Here is a 15880-nt window from a genome sequence, read left to right on the forward strand (position 1 = left end):
CCGAAAAGGACAGTGCCCCCGCAGAGCACGATTAGCCCGCTAAAGTCGACGCGGGCGGGTTAGTCGCCGCGGCGCACAGGGCCCAGGATCTGCTGCTCTTTCGCCGTGGTGACCAGGCGAAGAGGGCGCCAGAGGTTTCGGCCCAGAGCGACGACCTGGTCGTCCTTCAACGTCGTGAGCTGCTTCATCATCTGGGGCGGGAGCCGCCAGATCCGGGCGGCCAGCTCGGCCTGTCCTGGCGGGAGCCGCTGCATCAGCACCAGGTCGGCCGCGTTCGCGGTCGCCCCGGCCTGCGGGTGCAGGTACGGCAGCACGTAGATCGTCGTCTGCCACGGCGACCGCGGCGGGAACAGGTCCTGCGGCGTCGGGCCACCATCGGTCACCACGAGCAGCGGCGCGTCCTCGGAGGGCCGCGGAAGGTCCACCGGCGACAGCCGCCGGATCTGCACCAGCGGCGAAGGCCTGCCGTTGGGCTGGTTCCCCGCGGCCTGGGGGAGCACCTGCCACGCGGCCGGTCGCCCGGTCGCCACGACGACCCACGCCCCGACCGCCATCGCCCGCAGCGCCACCTGGCGAGCCAGGTAGAGACCACCGACGAGCACGATCCGGGTCGGAGTCGAGCGCAGCGCGGAGATCGTCAGCGGCTCGCCCTTGAGCCCGGAGCCGAGGACGATCCCGCCGCGATCACCCGAAGGGCTGATCGCGTCCAGCATCGCCGGGTCGACGGTGAATTCCGGGGCGACACCGGCGCTCTGGCCTGCGTCGCGCATGCGGGTGCTCATGCCGTGCCTCCGATCGGCAAAGTCGCGGAGAACCCGGAGATCTGCAGACCGCGCAGCGGCGTCAGCGTCACACCCAGCCGGTCCGAGATGCCCTGCAGCCGCTGGTCGGCCGCGTCCAGTTCCCGCGGGTTCCGCGCGCTCAGGCGAACGATTCCCCGCAGGCCGATCTTGCCTTCGTCCGCGGACGGCGAGATCGACATCGCCACCGTCGCCGACAGCGCGCGGACACTGGTCAGCGCGTTCAAGCTGCCGCTGATCTTGCCCTTCGGCCAGCTGGTGATGGCGTAGCTCGCGTGTCCGATACCGGCAGCGGTGACGCCGGTCCAGCGTTCCTGCAGACCGACCTTCCCCTGTGAACCGGCGACCGCGGTGAGTTCCGCAGCCGAAATGCTGGACCGCAGCAGCTCGTCCGGGTCGAGCGGCCGCGTCGGCACACCCTGCGATTCCAAGGCGTTGCGCACCCGCGAGAGCGCGCCGATCAGGGCGCGATGCGCACCCACGACGCCGCCGCCACGTTCGCGGATGGCGGCGGGGCACCGGCGCGGGTCGAGCCTGATGGCGACCCACGTCGTCCGCCGCGCCGCCGCGGGAAGCGGGCCGAGCACCTCCATGTAGGAGCTGAGGGCAGGCGAGTCCGACGGAAGCGCGGCGCTGCCCGGGTAGCAGTGCCAGATCATCTGGATCGAGTCGAGGACCACACCGCGGTCTTCGAGGCACGGCGCGAGCGCGGACAGCGGCAGGCTCGGTGCGCCACCCGCCTGGGTGATCAGCGCGGGCGCGGGCTCGACGAGCAGGACGGCGGTCCACGTCCCGTCGTTCCACGCGATGCCGACCTGCTGGCGTTCGTGGTCCACGCCGTGCGCGACGACGAGATCGGGAACGGCGAGGCGAAGCAGGTTCACGCGGGCGTCGTCGGGACCGGTGACCGCGTCCTCTTCGGCCGCGAGCGACTCGATGCTGCTCGGCGGAAGCGGATTCGCCACCCGATCGTGCGAACGGAACGTGTACCGCATGGTGAGTCCAGCCCATTGGGTGAACCAGCGGCCGCCCCAGCGCAGGAACGCGATGACGATCGCGAACGCGAGCACGCCGATCGCGACGTACTTGAGCTTCATGTCGATCGCGAGCAGGACCAGGCCGATCGCGAGCCCGAGTTCGAGCACGACCAGGTTCGCCACGGGCAGCGGGCCGAGGTTGATCCCGCCGGTCCGGCGTCGAGCGGGCGCGGCGATCCGTACCGCCGGAGCGGGCGGAGGACCGGACTGCGGGCCGGGGCCGCCGGACGGAGGACCGCCCGGGCCACCTGGCCCACCTGGCCCACCGGGACCTCCAGGACCACCAGGTCCGCCGGGGCCCTTGGGCCCTCCTGGACCACCGGGGCCGCCAGGACCCTGCGGTCCGCCAGGCCCGCCAGGCCCTCCAGGCCCGCCAGGCCCTCCAGGCCCGCCAGGCCCTCCAGGGCCACCTGGGCCCCCGGGACCGCGAGGAACACCGGGACCTCCCGGGCCTCCGGCCGGGCCGCCCGGACCACCCGGTCTGCCGGGCCTTGGCGGCGGCCCCGGCGGACGACCAGGAGGTTGCGACCCCGGAGGGCCGGGCGGACGTGGAGGAGTGGTGACGGACATCCGCGCTTTCTCTTCCCCTCGTGCTTGCTGCGTACCCGGAAAGCCGGTCCCGAGGAACTTGACACTAGCTGGAGTTGGTAGAAACCCCACACCAGACGGTCCCCGTACGGCTATCCTGCGGAACCGTACCGCGACGGGGAGGACTGTAGGTCGAGAATGCCATCAACACCGACTACTAAGTCTCAAGTTCAGGCTTATCAGTTCGTTCTGCGACGGATGCAATCCGCGCTGGTCCGTCGCGACGCCGTCATGCTCCACGACCCGATGCGCACGCACACGCGGGCCACCATCGTGGGTGTCGTGCTGGCCGCGCTGGGCGTCCTGGTCTTCGTCATCTGGGGCCTGCTGAGCCCGAAGCCGTCCGTACCCGAAGCGGGCAACATCGTCATCGGCGAGCAGTCCGGAACGGTCTACGTCGTGGCCGGGAACCCGAAGAAACTGATTCCGACCTTCAACCTCGCCTCCGCGCGGCTGCTGATCATCGCGCAGTCGAAGCAGGGGGCGCAGCAGGCGGGCGCCAAGCCTTCCGGGCCCGCGCAGGCCTCCGAAGTGAAGAACCCCACAGTCGTCTCGGACGAACAGCTGAAGAACATCCCCCGCGGCCAGCTCATGGGTATTCCGAACGGCCCGCAGCTGATGCCGACGGAAACCCAGCGGGTCTCCCCGGACTGGGGTGTGTGCGACGAGGTCATGTACGACCCGTCGGTGCCCCAGCCGGACCTCACGAAGACGGAGACGACCGTCTACGCGGGTGTGAAGCAACTCGGAAGCCGTGAACTCGGGCAGAACGAAGCCTTGCTGGCCAAGGGCGCCAACGGCCGGGAGTACCTGATCTACCGGCAGAAGCCCGACCCGAACCTCCGGAACGCGAACGCCGTCAAGGCCGAGATCAAGCCTGACGCCGACGCCGTCCGTTCCGCGCTGAAGCTGCCCAATCAGCCCCGTGGTATCTCGCAGGGCCTGTTGGACGCGATCCCCGAGGTGCCGGAGCTGAAGCTCCCGGACGTTCCTGGCACGGGTGAGAACCCGAACTACGAAATCGAAGGCATGAGGGTCGGCGGCGTGTTCTCCACGGAGCAGGCCGAAGGGCGGAAGGACTTCTACCTCATCACGAGGGACGGTATCCAGGCCATCTCGCCCGCCGTCGCGGACATCGTGCAGACCGGGAAGAACGACGGGAGCACCTCGGTCAAGTCCGTGCCGCTCGGCGCGATCCGCAACCTCACGCGGGTTTCCCAGGTCGTCGAGCTCGACGCGTACCCCCAGACCGTGCCGACGGTACTCAACGCGACCCAGGGTTCCCGGGTCTCCTGCCTGAGCTGGTCCATCACCGGTGAGGGCGCTTCGCGGGACCCGCACACGGCCGTGTTCGTCGACGACAAGCTGCCCAAGGGCAGGAACGCCGACGGGTCCGCCCCCGGCGTCAAGATCGGTACCCCCGGCCCGGTCGGCGCGCCGATCAACAGCTTCTACATGGAGCCGGGTTTCGCGGCGGTCGTCCAGTCGGCGACCGGCAAGGAGACCTTCGACAAGGGGCCGATCCAGCTGATCTCCGATCGCGGGATCCGGTACGGCGTCCCCGACGCCGTCACGGCGGATTCGATCGGGCTCAACAAGCGGGTGCCCGCGCCCGAGTCCATCGTCAGAATCCTGCCCACCGGCGCTTCGCTGAACACGCAGGACGTGCTCAGGACGTTCGACACGGTGCCGATCGACGACAGGGCCGGTTCGGTCGCCACGCAGTCGCAGCAGGCTCCGGCGGGTAACTGATCACGGGAACCCCCCGGACGGCGCGAGCGTCTCAACGCCCGAGCGGAATCGGGTGAGTGGAGGGTGCAGTGGCCGGCCTGAAGATCGACGGCGATGTCGTCGGTGACTACGCGAAAAGGGTGGACGCGGCCGCCGGAGAGCTCGACCTGGCGGCCGTGGAGGTGACGGGTGCGGGTGTCACCGTCGAGTCACACGGCACGCTGGGCGAGGAACTGGGCCTTGGCGCGTCCTACGGGCGTGCGACCGAGGCCATCCGGCGTCAGCTGGTGGAAGGCGCGGCCGCACTGAGGTCGGCGTCCGAGGCCCTGCACACGGTGACCACGCGGCACGCCGGGCACGACGACGAGGCCGCGCAGACGATCAAGCGCGCAGTGGAGCTCTGAACCGCATGATCGCCGAATCGGAGAACCCGACGGATTCCATCCCGCACCCGATGGCGGCCGCACGCCCTGCCGCTCCCGAGGCGCCCCCGATCGCGTTTAGCCCGCTGAACGCGACGGGGTCGGGCGGCGAGGAGCTGATCGAGGCCGCGGCACCGCATCTCGCCTTCGTCTCGGAGCTGTCCGGGCATCTGGGGCTGATCGATCCGGTCGAGGCCTACCTGACCCCGCTGGCCGGGCGCTGGGAGGACTTGAAGAACGAGGCGGACCTGCTCCGGAAAGCGGCGAAGACCGCAGGCAACGTCTCGAAAGAACTGTCGGAGGACCTCGGACGTCTCGACGCCGGTTGGTCCGGCAAGGACGCTGACGCCTTCGTCGCGTACATCGTGGACATCAACGCCGCAGGCTCCGACGTCGAAGACGCCCTCACCACGCTGGCGAGCTCGCTCGACGAACTGGTGCTGTCGATCCGCCGCATCCTGACCGACCTCGTCGAGGTCCTGATCGACACGGCGGAACTGACCTCCGAGACCGCGATGCTGCCGGTCGGCGGCGTCCGGCGGGCGCGGACCCAGCTGGAGGAGGCGCAGGAGTCGGCCAAGGCGCTCTACGAAGCCGCACGCAATGTCCTCGAAGGCTTCGTGCGGTTTTGCGACGGCGTCGACGATCCTGACGTCGGCTCGCGGAGCATTTCGATCGCGCACCGGTACCCGCAGGACGAATTCAAGCTTCACGACGATTCCGAGGCGCAGGGTGCGCCGGTGCCTGAGAAGGCTTCCGCTGAGGTGGATTCCGGCGCGGCGGCTGAAGAGCAGTCGACGTCGCCGTCCGCGGCCGACGGCAGGCAGACCGGGTCACAGGAGCCGCTGATCGAGCAGGGGCAGGCACTGGTCCCGGAGGTCGCGCCCGTTCAGGCCGCTCCGGTTCATGGGCAGGGGGTCGCCGGGGCCGGATCGGCGATGATGCCGATGGGGATGGCGCCGATGATGGGGATGGGCGGCATGGGCGGAGGCCAGACGGCTCACCAGTCCAAGACGCGGCCCGCCTCGAAGCCGTCCGATGTGGTCGGTGAGCCCGGCCAGGTCGTCCCGCCCGTGATCGGTGAGGACGAGAAGCCGGCGAAGCCCAAGCCCGCCACGTAGGCACCCCAGGCAGAGCGACTTTCGCGGGCTAAGTGCGATCTGGGCAGCTCGGAGGCGAGTCCGCGTCAGATCGCACTTAGCCCGCGAAACGCAGGTCCTACGGGGTCTTGCGGCCCGGTGAGGCGGTCGGCCGGTTGCGGCGGACCGAGTGCACGACGAACAGCGTGACGAGCAGCGCCACCAGGCCCCCGCCGGTTCCGGCGAGCGCGACGATCATCGGGGCCGGGTCGCGGTCGTTCGCCGGCGGCAGGTTCGCGGGCAGCTGGACCGGCTTGGCCTTGTCCGCCTCCGACGGCACGATCGCCGTCAGCGCCGCGATCGGGTCGATGACGCCGAAGCCGACGAAGTTGTCCCGTCCGCCCGGCGCCGCGGGATGCTGAGCCGTCTCCTTGATCCGGGTCATCACTTCGCGGGCATTCAGCTCTGGGAACTTCTGGCGCACAAGTGCGGCCACACCTGCGACGTACGGGGCGGCGAAGCTGGTCCCCTGGATCTCACCGGGCTGCCCGTTGCCTTCGATGGTCAGGTTGGCCAGGCTGCTGGAGCCCTCCGCCGGGTCCAGAGAGATGATCTTGGTGCCCGGCGCGGCGACGCTGACCCACGGCCCGTGGACGCTGAATTCCGCGACGCTCCCGGTGTCGTCGATCGCCGCGACCGACAGCACGTCGTCGGCGAACCACGGCGGTGTGACGATCGTCTTGGGGGTCCTGGGGTCCGGTTGATCGTTCTGCGGGCATTTGTCGCCGACGTTGCCCGCCGCCGCCACGACGACCACGTCCTGCTCGACAGCGTAGTTCACGGCTGCTTGCAGCTGCTGCTCTTTCGGGGTGATGCCGCCACTGGCCGGGCGACAGTTGTCGACCGACATGTTGATCACCTTGGCGCCTTGGACCACGGCTCGGACCACGGCCTGCGCGAGCGTCTCCAGCGTCCCCGCGGTCTTGCCCTGTTCCTGCTGCCGCCCGCCCCTGTCTTGCCCTGGGGATGTTCCCTCCGCCGCACCACCGACCGCGCCGTTTCCCTGCGAGGACGGCGGAAGCTCAGAACCCGGATTGTTCGACGAAGGCGGCGGAGCAGAATTGGACGCGGGTGGCGGCTCGGCCTTCTTCTCCGCTTCCTCGTAGTTCTGGCTGGACTGGCGGATCGACAGGATCGTGGCGTCCGGCGCGACCCCGCGGAAGCCGATGCTCGGGTCGGGCGGGTTCGCGGCGATGATGCCCGCCACCTCGGTGCCGTGGCCGTCACAGTCCTCGAGCCCGGGTGCCTTGCCTCCGCCGGGCGTCGCGACGTAGTCGCCACCCGATTCGACACGGCCCCCGAAGTACGGGTGCGCGGAGACACCGGTGTCGATCACGGCGACCTTGATGCCGCCGCCGACCGACTTCTCGGCGCCGCGCATCAGCTGGTGGACCTTTTCGATTTGCAGGTACTCCTGGCCCCAGGGCCGGTTCTTGATGTCGACCTGGTCGCCGCCGAGCTTGCTGCGCTGGACGCACTCGGTCTTCTTCTCGTAGGTCTTGTCCGGCTTCCCCGAGTCGTTCGGCTTCTTGGACGGGTCCACCCGGGGTGGGGTCGCGTAGTAGCCGCCGGCGTCCGGCGCGGTACTGCTTTGCTGCGCCCACGCGGGTAGAGCCACCGACGCCGGCGAGAGAACACCGATTCCGGCCGCCAGCAGCACCGTTCCGGTACGTCCGGCGAGGCCGAGGTGGCGGACGCGCGTCCCCCTGGACTTCCGCGCTACGGCCATCAGAACATCATCCGATCGGTTCGTCACTTGAAGTTGAGGTGGCGCAGCGTCGTGTAGAGATCCATGACGCCGAGCGCCAGCGGGAGCACCGTCGCGATGAAGACGGCCTCGAAGATCTCCACCGTCCGCCGCAGCGGCGGCGAGAAGCGCTGGTTCGGGAAGATCACGCCGACCACGAGCGCGCCGGCGCCGATGAGCAGCAGCGCGCCGAACACGAACAGAACGCGGTTCAGCGGGCTCGCCGACCACATCCAGCCGAGCAGGATGCCCGCGCCGGACACCATGCCGGTGGTCAGCAGGGCGATGGCCTGCGCGCCGTTCGCGTACGCCCGCGCCCTGAGGAGCAGGACCAGCGTGGCGATCACGCCGAGGATCGGGCCGAAGACCGTCGGCGAAGTCGAAGCGATGATCGCGAACAGCGCCGTGGCCGCGCCGCAGCCTGTCAGCAGGCCGGTCATGTACTCGTGGGCGACCGCCGTGCGGCGTTCGATGGCGCGGTAGTCCGGGAAGCCCGAGTCTTCCTTGAGCTCTTCGGCGCTGCCGGGAACGTGCGGCGTCGGAAGGGCGGCGAGCTTGATCGTCGCGCGCGGCAGGATCGAGATGCAGGCCAGCGAGAACGCGGTGGCGCCGGCGGCGATCCCGGCGATCGGGGTGTCGATGAGCGTCGCGGCCAGGAAGGTCAGCGCCGAGATCGTGGCCGTCGTCGCGGCCGCGATGAAGGTGGTGATCCCGTGCCCGATGACGAGGATGCAGACCGCCGCCACGATGATCACGAGAGCGCTCGCGAGCAGCAGGTTCGCCCACAGGGACAGCCCCGGCACGATGTAGAACCCGCTGACGAACGCCAGCGGCAGACCGCCCGCGGCGGCGATCAGGACGCCGGTCGCCTCGGCCTGGTAGGCCTTGGCCAGCGTCGCGCCGATCGCGACGCACGCGATCGCGCCGACACCGCCGGCGATCGCGGCGGCGAGCGCGTTGCCGCCGTAAAAAGAGCCACTGGTGAAGAGCGCGAGGGCCGCGAAGAACAGCGCGAGGCCGCCCGCGATGTGCCCGAAGCGGCGTGCCGTCTCCTTGGTCCACGGACGGAAGCTGTCCGGAGACGACTCCGCGATCGCGTCGACGACGTCGTCGTAGAGCGGAGGCGGCGGGTTCTCGTTGCGCTTGCGCAGCTGCAGCAGCTCGCCGTCGACCACACCGAGGGACGCGAGGGTCCGGCTCGGGTCTAGCGGTGCGTCGCCCAGCTTCGCCAGCGCCCAGCCGCCGTGGCGGGCGCCGCCGTCCGGCGTCGCCTCCTTCGCCATCTCCAACAGCATGGGCAGCAGGTCCGCCACCGCGACGTCAGCCGGCAAAGCCACGTCGATCCGGGTGCGTGGCGCGACCACCGTCACCCTGCTGAATACCGTCGTGCCCGTTGCCACTGCCTTCCCCCTGCCCTGAGAGTCTGCTCCCGGGGGAACCTATACCGAACCCGGGTGCCCACATCATCGACTGTCGGAAAAAGACCGGCAAAAGTAGGAGAGGCGACCTCCGAGCCCCTCAGATCAGCTGCCGGCGCGTCGACTTTAGCGGGCTAATCGTGACGCGCCGGAGCCCTGGCGCTTGAGCGGGCCCCGACCGCCAGATCGCGATTAGGGGGCTAAACGCACGTCGGGCCTCTGGGCCGCCGGATCGCAGTTAGGCCGCTAAACGCACGTCGGCGGAGCCGGAGCCCTACACTCCCGACATGCGTACGGCCCCGGCCGGGGCCGTTCTCGGCGTTGTCCGGATTTCACCGGCCACGTTCGATAGGTTGTCTCGCGCACCAGTACGCGCACCAACGGTGGCCGCCATCGTCGAGTTTGAAGAGGGGTCCTTCGATGAGCACGCTGCAGTTCAAGAAGTCACCGCGTCTGGCGGCGCCGCGGCCGCCGGGCGGCGAGGTGCATCTCGAACCGCCGCCTGAGGTGCCGCGCACCATCCCGGGCAACATCGTCATGAAGCTGCTTCCCGCGGTGATGATCGTCGCCTCCATCGGGATGATGATCTTCATGTTCACCACCGGTGGACGTAATCCCATGATGATGATGATGGGCGGCATGATGGTGCTCAGCACCGTCGGCATGATGGCCGGCGGCGCGGGCAAGGGCGGCGGCGCCAAAAAGGCCGAGATGGACGAGGACCGCAAGGACTACCTGCGCTACCTCGGCCAGATGCGCGACAGGGCCCGCGAGGCCATGGTCGACCAGCGCGCCGCTCTCGAATGGGTCCACCCCGACCCGCAGACCATGTGGTCGCTGGCCGCGAGCCGCCGCATGTGGGAACGCCGCCAGAACGACCAGGACTTCCTCCACCTCCGCGTCGGCCGCAGCTCGCACCGCCTCGCGACGCGGCTGGTGCCGCCGCAGACCGGCCCGGTCGACGAGCTGGAGCCGATCGCCACGCTCGCCCTGCGCCGGTTCGTCCGCGCGCACTCGATCGTCCCGGACCTGCCGACCCAGATCACCCTCCGCGGGTTCGCCGCGGTCAGTATGCAGGGCGACCGCGGTCTGACCCGCGGCCTCACCCGCGCGATGCTGGCCCAGCTGGTCACCTTCCACAGCCCCGACGACGTCCTCATCGCGGTCGCCACGGCGGGCCGTGCCAAGGAGGAATGGGAGTGGGCGAAGTGGCTGCCGCACGCCCAGCACCCGGCGCTCGCCGACGGTATCGGCCAGCTGCGGATGATGGCGGGCTCCCTCGCGCAGATCGAGCAGTGGCTCGACGAGGAACTCCGTGACCGCCAGCGGTTCTCCCGCAACGCGACGCCCGCCCCGGACCAGCCGCACGTCGTCATCATCGTCGACGACGCCGAGGTCACCCGCGAGGAGCAGATCATCCTCGAAGAGGGTCTGGTCGGCGTCACCCTGATCGACCTTTCCGACTCCATCGGCAACCTCGCGGCCCGTCGTGGTCTGCGGCTGGTCGTCGAGGAAGACCGCCTCGGCGCGCGCAGCGCCGGCGGCGTCGAATGGTTCGGCCGTCCGGACACGCTCAGCGTGGTCGAGGCCGAAGCGCTGGCCCGGCTCCTCGCCCCGTACCGCGTCGGCACCGCCGCGCAGGACGCCGCCGAGGAAGAGCCGCTGCTGTCCAACCCCGGTCTTCTGGAGCTGCTGGGCATCCCCGGCGACCCGATGACCTTCGACGTCCAGCAGGCCTGGCGGCCGCGTCCGGTGCGAGACCGCTACCGCGTCCCGTTCGGCGTCGGCGAGTACGGCCAGCCGGTCGAGCTGGACATCAAGGAAGCCGCGATGGAGGGCATGGGCCCGCACGGCCTGTGCATCGGGGCGACCGGTTCCGGTAAGTCGGAGTTCCTCCGCACCCTGGTACTGGGCATGCTCGCCACGCACTCGTCGAGCACGCTGAACTTCGTCCTCGTCGACTTCAAGGGTGGTGCGACGTTCCTCGGCCTGGACGCCGCCCCGCACGTCTCCGCGGTCATCACCAACCTCGCGGACGAGGTCACGCTGGTCGACCGGATGAAGGACGCGCTGGCGGGCGAGATGAACAGGCGCCAGGAGGCGCTGAAGAACGGCGGTAACTTCAAGAACGTCTGGGAGTACGAGAAGGCCCGCGAGAACGGCGCCGACCTCGACCCGCTGCCCGCGCTCTTCATCGTCTGTGACGAGTTCTCCGAGCTGCTGGCCGCCAAGCCGGACTTCATCGATCTGTTCGTCGCCATCGGCCGTCTGGGCCGGTCGCTGCAGATGCACATGCTCCTCGCGTCGCAGCGGCTGGAAGAGGGCAAGCTGCGCGGTCTCGACTCGCACCTTTCCTACCGCATCGGTCTGAAGACCTTCTCCGCCGCGGAATCCCGTGCCGCGATCGGCGTGCCCGACGCGTTCGAGCTGCCGTCCGTGCCCGGTGGCGGTTACCTCAAGTACGACACCTCGACGCTGGTGCGGTTCAAGGCCTCGTACGTCTCGGGTCCGTACCGGCCCGCGGGCATCAAGGCCGCCGGCCCGGTCGCGACCGTGGTCCGCGCGGACAAGCGCCCGCAGCTGTTCGTCCCGGACTTCGTCGAACTGCCGAAGGAACCGGAGCCGCAGCAGATCGAGGCCGCGCCGGTGGAAGAGGCCAAGTCGGAGGAGGCCGTCGAGCCCAGTGAGCTCGACGTGATCGTGTCCCGGCTGATCGGCCAGGGCCCGCCCGCGCACGAGGTCTGGCTGCCGCCGCTCAAGGAGCCGAACTCGCTCGACACCCTGCTGCCGAACCTGAACCCCACCGACGACCGCGGTCTTTCCCCGGTCGGGTTCTTCGGCAACGGACGGCTCCAGGTGCCGATGGGTATCGTCGACCGCCCGTACGAGCAGCGTCGTGACCTGCTGTGGGCCGACTTCTCCGGTGGCGCCGGGCACGGTGTGATCGTCGGCGGTCCGCAGTCGGGCAAGTCGACCATGCTCCGGACGCTGATCATGTCGATGGCGCTGACCCACACCCCCGAGGAAGCGCAGTTCTACGCGCTCGACCTCGGTGGCGGTACGTTGGCCGGTCTCCAGGGCCTGCCGCACGTCGGTGGCGTGGCCGTCGCCCGGCGCGAGCCGGACAAGGCCCGCCGGATCGTGGCCGAGCTGACCACCCTGCTCACCGAGCGGGAAGGCCGGTTCGGTGCGATGGGCATCGACTCGATGAACGAGTTCCGCAACCGCAAACGGCGGGGCGAGATCAAGCCCGAGGAAGACGCCTTCGGTGACGCCTTCCTGATCGTCGACAACTGGAAGGCGCTGCGGGACGACTTCGACGAGCTGGAGACCTCGATCACCAAGCTCGCCACCCAGGGTCTTTCCTACGGTGTGCACGTCATCATCGCGGCGAACCGGTGGGCGGACATCCGCCCGGCGATCAAGGACATGATCGGTACCCGGTTCGAGCTCCGCCTCGGTGACCCGAGCGAGTCGGACATCGACCGCCGGGTCGCGGTGAACGTCCCGGCAGGACGCCCCGGCCGTGGTCTCACCAGGGACAAGCTCCACCTGCTGACCGGTCTTCCGCGTATCGACGGATCGAGCAACCCGGACGACGTCGCCGCCGGCGTCGCCGACGCGGTCGCGAAGATCAAGGCCGCGTGGAAGGGCCGCCCGGCGCCGCAGGTCCGCCTGCTGCCCGAGATGGTCACCTACGACGAGGTCCTCAGCATCGACACCAAGCGCAACACGAAGCTGGTGCCGATCGGCGTCAACGAGGAAGACCTCCAGCCGATCTACCTCGACTTCGCGGCCGATTCGCACTTCTACGCGTTCGCGGACGGCGAGTCGGGCAAGACGAACCTGCTGCGCCAGATCACCAGGGGCATCACCGAGCGGTACACGACGCAGGAAGCGGTCATCATCCTCGTCGACTACCGGCGCACGATGCTCGGCTTCATCGGCGGGGACCAGCTGCTCGGCTACGCGGTGTCCGCCGCGCAGCTGGAGAGCATGGTCAAGGACGTGCACGGGTCGATGACCCGGCGCCTCCCCGGTCCGGACGTCACGCAGGAACAGCTCAAGACCCGGTCCTGGTGGACCGGTCCCGAGCTGTTCGTCATCGTCGACGACTACGACCTGGTCGCAACGCAGACGAGTAACCCGCTGAAGCCGCTCGCCGAATTCCTCGCGCAGGCGAAGGACGTCGGTCTGCACATCGTCGTCGTGCGCCGCAGTGGTGGCGCGAGCCGGGCGATGTTCGACCCGATCCTCGGCAAGCTCAGGGAGATCGCGGCGCCCGGTATGGTCATGAACGGCTCGCGGGACGAGGGCAACCTGGTCGCCAACGTGAAGCCGAGCCAGATGCCGCCTGGCCGAGGCAACCTCGTGACCCGGAAGCACGGCAAGCAGCTCATGCAGGTCTCGTGGATCCAGCCGGACTGACCTCCCGCGGAACCAGGTGAGGCAAGGGCCGGGCGTGGGGTGACGACGACGATCTGCGGGAGTGGCTTGTGACAGTGCGGGTAGCGGTGGACTTCGGGACATCGAGCACCTGCGTAGTCGCTTCGATCAACGGTCGCGAGCCGCAGGTCGTCGTGGTGGACGGGCAGCCCTTGATGTCGTCGGCGGTCTACGCCGCGCCGGACGGGACGCTGTTCGTCGGCCAGGAGGCGGAGCGGCAGGCGGCGGTGGATCCGTCGCGCTACGAGCCGAATCCGAAGCGCCGGATCGACGAAGGCGACCTGCTGCTGGGCGACAACGTCCTGCGCGTGACCGACGTCGTCCACGCCGTGCTGAAGCGCGCGGTGACCGAGGCGCGCCGGCTCGCCGGCGACGCCGAGGTCGAGCTGCTCGTCCTGACCCATCCCGCCGATTGGGGCGCGACCCGCACCCGGCTGCTCCGGCAGGCGGCGGGCGGGCTCGCGCGTCAGGTCGCGCTCGTGCCGGAGCCGGTCGCCGCGGCGGTCTATCACGCGGCGACGTTCGCCCCTGCCGACCTCAATTCCGAGCGCACCGTCGAGTTCAGCGGCCGTCCCGGCGACGCGCTGGCGGTACTCGACCTCGGCGGTGGCACCGTCGACGTCTCCGTGGTGCAGCGCATGCCCGGCAGCCCTGCGGATCGCAGTTTGCCCGCTAAACGCGCCGGGTTCCAGGTGCTGGCCACCCGGGGTGACCCGAGCTTCGGGGGAGCGGATGTCGATCAGGCGCTCCTGGAGCACGTGGGTTCGCTGGTGTCGTCGGCCGATCCGCCGGAATGGCGGAAGCTCGTCGAGGGCCGCGAGCTCACGGACAGACGGCGGCGGCGCGTCCTGCGGCAGGACGTGCGCGGCGCGAAGGAGACGCTTTCCCGGCACGCGTACACCGACGTCCCCATGCCACCGCCGTTCGCCGACGCCCACGTGACCCGGGAAGACCTCGAGCGGCTCATCGCGGGCCCGCTCGGCCGCGCGGTCGAGCTGACCGTGGCCGCGATCGGCGATTCCGGGCTGCGGCCGAAGCAGCTGACGGCGATCTTCCTCGTCGGCGGGTCGAGCCGGATCCCGATGGTGTCCCGGCTGGTGCACGAGCGGACCGGTGTCGTACCGACGACCCTGGACCAGCCGGAGACCGTGGTCGCCCGCGGTGCCCTGCGTGCGGTGCTGATCGACCCGGACCGGACGGGTTCGCTCGCGGGCTCCGCGGTCTCCCGTGCCGGGGGCGGCCCCGCGCCCGTCCCCACCGACCGGCGTCCCGACGCCCCGCGGCCCCCGTTCCCGCCCGGCCCACCCCCGCAGAGCGCGTTTAGCCCGCTAAACGCGACGCGGCAGGGGCCGCCGTCGCCTCCGATGGGACAGCAGGGGATAGCGGCACCCCCGCCGCCGTGGCGGCCGGGTGAGCCCGCCCGGGAGCCCAAGGCCACCGAGGGCGGCGGGAAGAACAAGAAGCTGCCCTGGATCATCGCCGGGGCCGTGGTGGCCGTCGCGGCGGTCGTCGGAGGCATCCTCTTCGCGGTCAACAGCGGGGAGGCCGAGCCGGAGGGCCGCACGCTCGCCCAGTACGACTACCGCTTCATCGCGCCGCCGGACTGGACACAGACCGACGACCGTGTCGCCAAGCGTCAGGTGGTGATCCACCCCAGCGAATCCCTCACGGGCGACGACCTCGTGGTCGCCCAGGAGAACGTGATGGACTACGACGCGACGGCCGACAGACAGAAGCTCGTCGACGAACTCGCCGCGCTGGCGCGGCGAGAGCCGGACAAGTACAGCGGCTTCAACGGCGCCGCGCAGTACGCCGGGAAGACCGTCATCTACTACCGCGAGACCAAGCCGAGCGCGCGCGTCGACTGGTACGTCGTCGTGCAGGGAAAGACTCGCGTCCACATCGGGTGCCAGTACGGCACCGGCTCGCCACTCGAACAACGCGTGAGCGCGGCCTGCGAGCAGGTCGTCAAGACGATGGTGGTCATCAACTGAAGGGGGAGGCACATGCCACCCGAACCCGAGACCGCCGCCGAACACTTCGCGCGTACAGGGCGCGACGCGGTCACTTATGCGCGGCAGGTCGCCCGCATGGCCAAGGCGCGCTACGAACGCCGCCGGGGTGAGAACGCCGAACTGGCGAAGCAATTCGGCAAGGGACGGCTCGCGGGCGGCGAGACCGCGCCGACTCCCGCCGTCGTCCGGAACGCGGCGAAACGGTTCCGTGTGGGCGCCGGTCTTCCGGTCCCCGCTTTGCCCTCGGCGGCGGACTTGGTTCCCCTTCGGCCAGAACCGGCGCCCAGACGGCCACGTGTGGGTGACGACGACGAGGACTTTTCGCAGTCGCGAATCATGAGCCGTGGCGATTGAACGGCCTGTGTGCATTCGCTAAATCGCATGGTGAAGGCCATTTTCCCCGCGCGAAACGCAGCGTGCGCGCCGAGTTCCCGCGTCCGGTTCCCGCCGGGAGCGTTAACGCAAGCAACTACTTGAAACCAACGAGCGACAAGAGGGAACCAGACGTGGCAGTGTCTCCGTCGTAGGTCCGTACCG

General features: G+C 69.8%; 10 protein-coding genes. 6 read left to right on the top strand and 4 right to left on the bottom strand.

Going from position 1 to position 15880, the window contains the following annotated elements:
* Window positions 1-59: 59 nt before the first annotated feature.
* The gene (locus AC0685_RS08560) at window positions 60-782 is read right to left on the bottom strand and encodes a hypothetical protein (protein WP_034304279.1); all 723 of its coding nucleotides are present in this window, start codon (window positions 780-782) and stop codon (window positions 60-62) included.
* Entirely contained in the window at window positions 779-1960 is a 1182-nt protein-coding gene (eccE, locus tag AC0685_RS08565) for a type VII secretion protein EccE (protein ID WP_478224972.1), read from the bottom strand. Before eccE ends, AC0685_RS08560 begins: the two co-directional genes overlap by 4 nt.
* A 603-nt stretch (window positions 1961-2563) precedes the next feature.
* On the opposite strand from eccE, the gene eccB reads away from it, so the two are divergent.
* The 3 genes from eccB (at window position 2564) to AC0685_RS08580 (ending at window position 5699) form a co-directional block, all read left to right on the top strand.
* Window positions 2564-4177: a type VII secretion protein EccB gene (eccB, locus tag AC0685_RS08570; RefSeq protein WP_478224973.1), complete on the top strand. Its 1614-nt coding sequence runs from the start codon at window positions 2564-2566 to the stop codon at window positions 4175-4177.
* A 68-nt stretch (window positions 4178-4245) separates the two neighbouring features.
* Window positions 4246-4560, top strand: coding sequence for a hypothetical protein (locus tag AC0685_RS08575; protein WP_478224975.1), 315 nt, complete (start codon window positions 4246-4248; stop codon window positions 4558-4560).
* Window positions 4561-4565: 5 nt separating this feature from the next.
* Window positions 4566-5699 carry a WXG100 family type VII secretion target gene (locus AC0685_RS08580; RefSeq protein WP_478224976.1) on the top strand — a complete coding sequence of 378 codons (1134 nt, stop codon included), beginning with the start codon at window positions 4566-4568 and terminating at the stop codon, window positions 5697-5699.
* Window positions 5700-5796: 97 nt separating this feature from the next.
* Here the strand turns inward: AC0685_RS08580 and mycP are convergent, their stop codons facing one another.
* A complete protein-coding gene (gene mycP, locus AC0685_RS08585; protein ID WP_478224977.1) occupies window positions 5797-7446 on the bottom strand; it encodes a type VII secretion-associated serine protease mycosin in 1650 nt (549 codons plus the stop codon).
* Window positions 7447-7469: 23 nt separating this feature from the next.
* Window positions 7470-8834, bottom strand: coding sequence for a type VII secretion integral membrane protein EccD (gene eccD, locus AC0685_RS08590; protein ID WP_465457806.1), 1365 nt, complete (start codon window positions 8832-8834; stop codon window positions 7470-7472).
* Window positions 8835-9302: 468 nt separating this feature from the next.
* Between eccD and eccCa the strand changes: the two genes are divergently transcribed.
* From eccCa to AC0685_RS08605, 3 genes are all read left to right on the top strand, one after another.
* Window positions 9303-13310 carry a type VII secretion protein EccCa gene (gene eccCa, locus AC0685_RS08595; protein WP_478224978.1) on the top strand — a complete coding sequence of 1336 codons (4008 nt, stop codon included), beginning with the start codon at window positions 9303-9305 and terminating at the stop codon, window positions 13308-13310.
* A gap of 68 nt (window positions 13311-13378) precedes the next feature.
* A complete protein-coding gene (locus tag AC0685_RS08600; protein WP_478224979.1) occupies window positions 13379-15322 on the top strand; it encodes a type VII secretion-associated protein in 1944 nt (647 codons plus the stop codon).
* Between the two features lie 12 nt (window positions 15323-15334).
* On the top strand, window positions 15335-15697 hold the full coding sequence (locus AC0685_RS08605) for a hypothetical protein (protein ID WP_478224980.1): 363 nt from the start codon (window positions 15335-15337) through the stop codon (window positions 15695-15697).
* Window positions 15698-15880 lie beyond the last annotated feature (183 nt).

This window comes from Amycolatopsis sp. NPDC043889 (assembly GCF_056435645.1).

Coding starts and splice junctions, on each gene's coding strand:
- AC0685_RS08560 (WP_034304279.1), bottom strand. CDS start 782: ATGAGCACCCGCATGCGCGACGCAGGCCAGAGCGCCGGTGTCGCCCCG.
- eccB (WP_478224973.1), top strand. CDS start 2,564: ATGCCATCAACACCGACTACTAAGTCTCAAGTTCAGGCTTATCAGTTC.
- AC0685_RS08580 (WP_478224976.1), top strand. CDS start 4,566: ATGATCGCCGAATCGGAGAACCCGACGGATTCCATCCCGCACCCGATG.
- mycP (WP_478224977.1), bottom strand. CDS start 7,446: ATGGCCGTAGCGCGGAAGTCCAGGGGGACGCGCGTCCGCCACCTCGGC.
- eccCa (WP_478224978.1), top strand. CDS start 9,303: ATGAGCACGCTGCAGTTCAAGAAGTCACCGCGTCTGGCGGCGCCGCGG.
- AC0685_RS08605 (WP_478224980.1), top strand. CDS start 15,335: ATGCCACCCGAACCCGAGACCGCCGCCGAACACTTCGCGCGTACAGGG.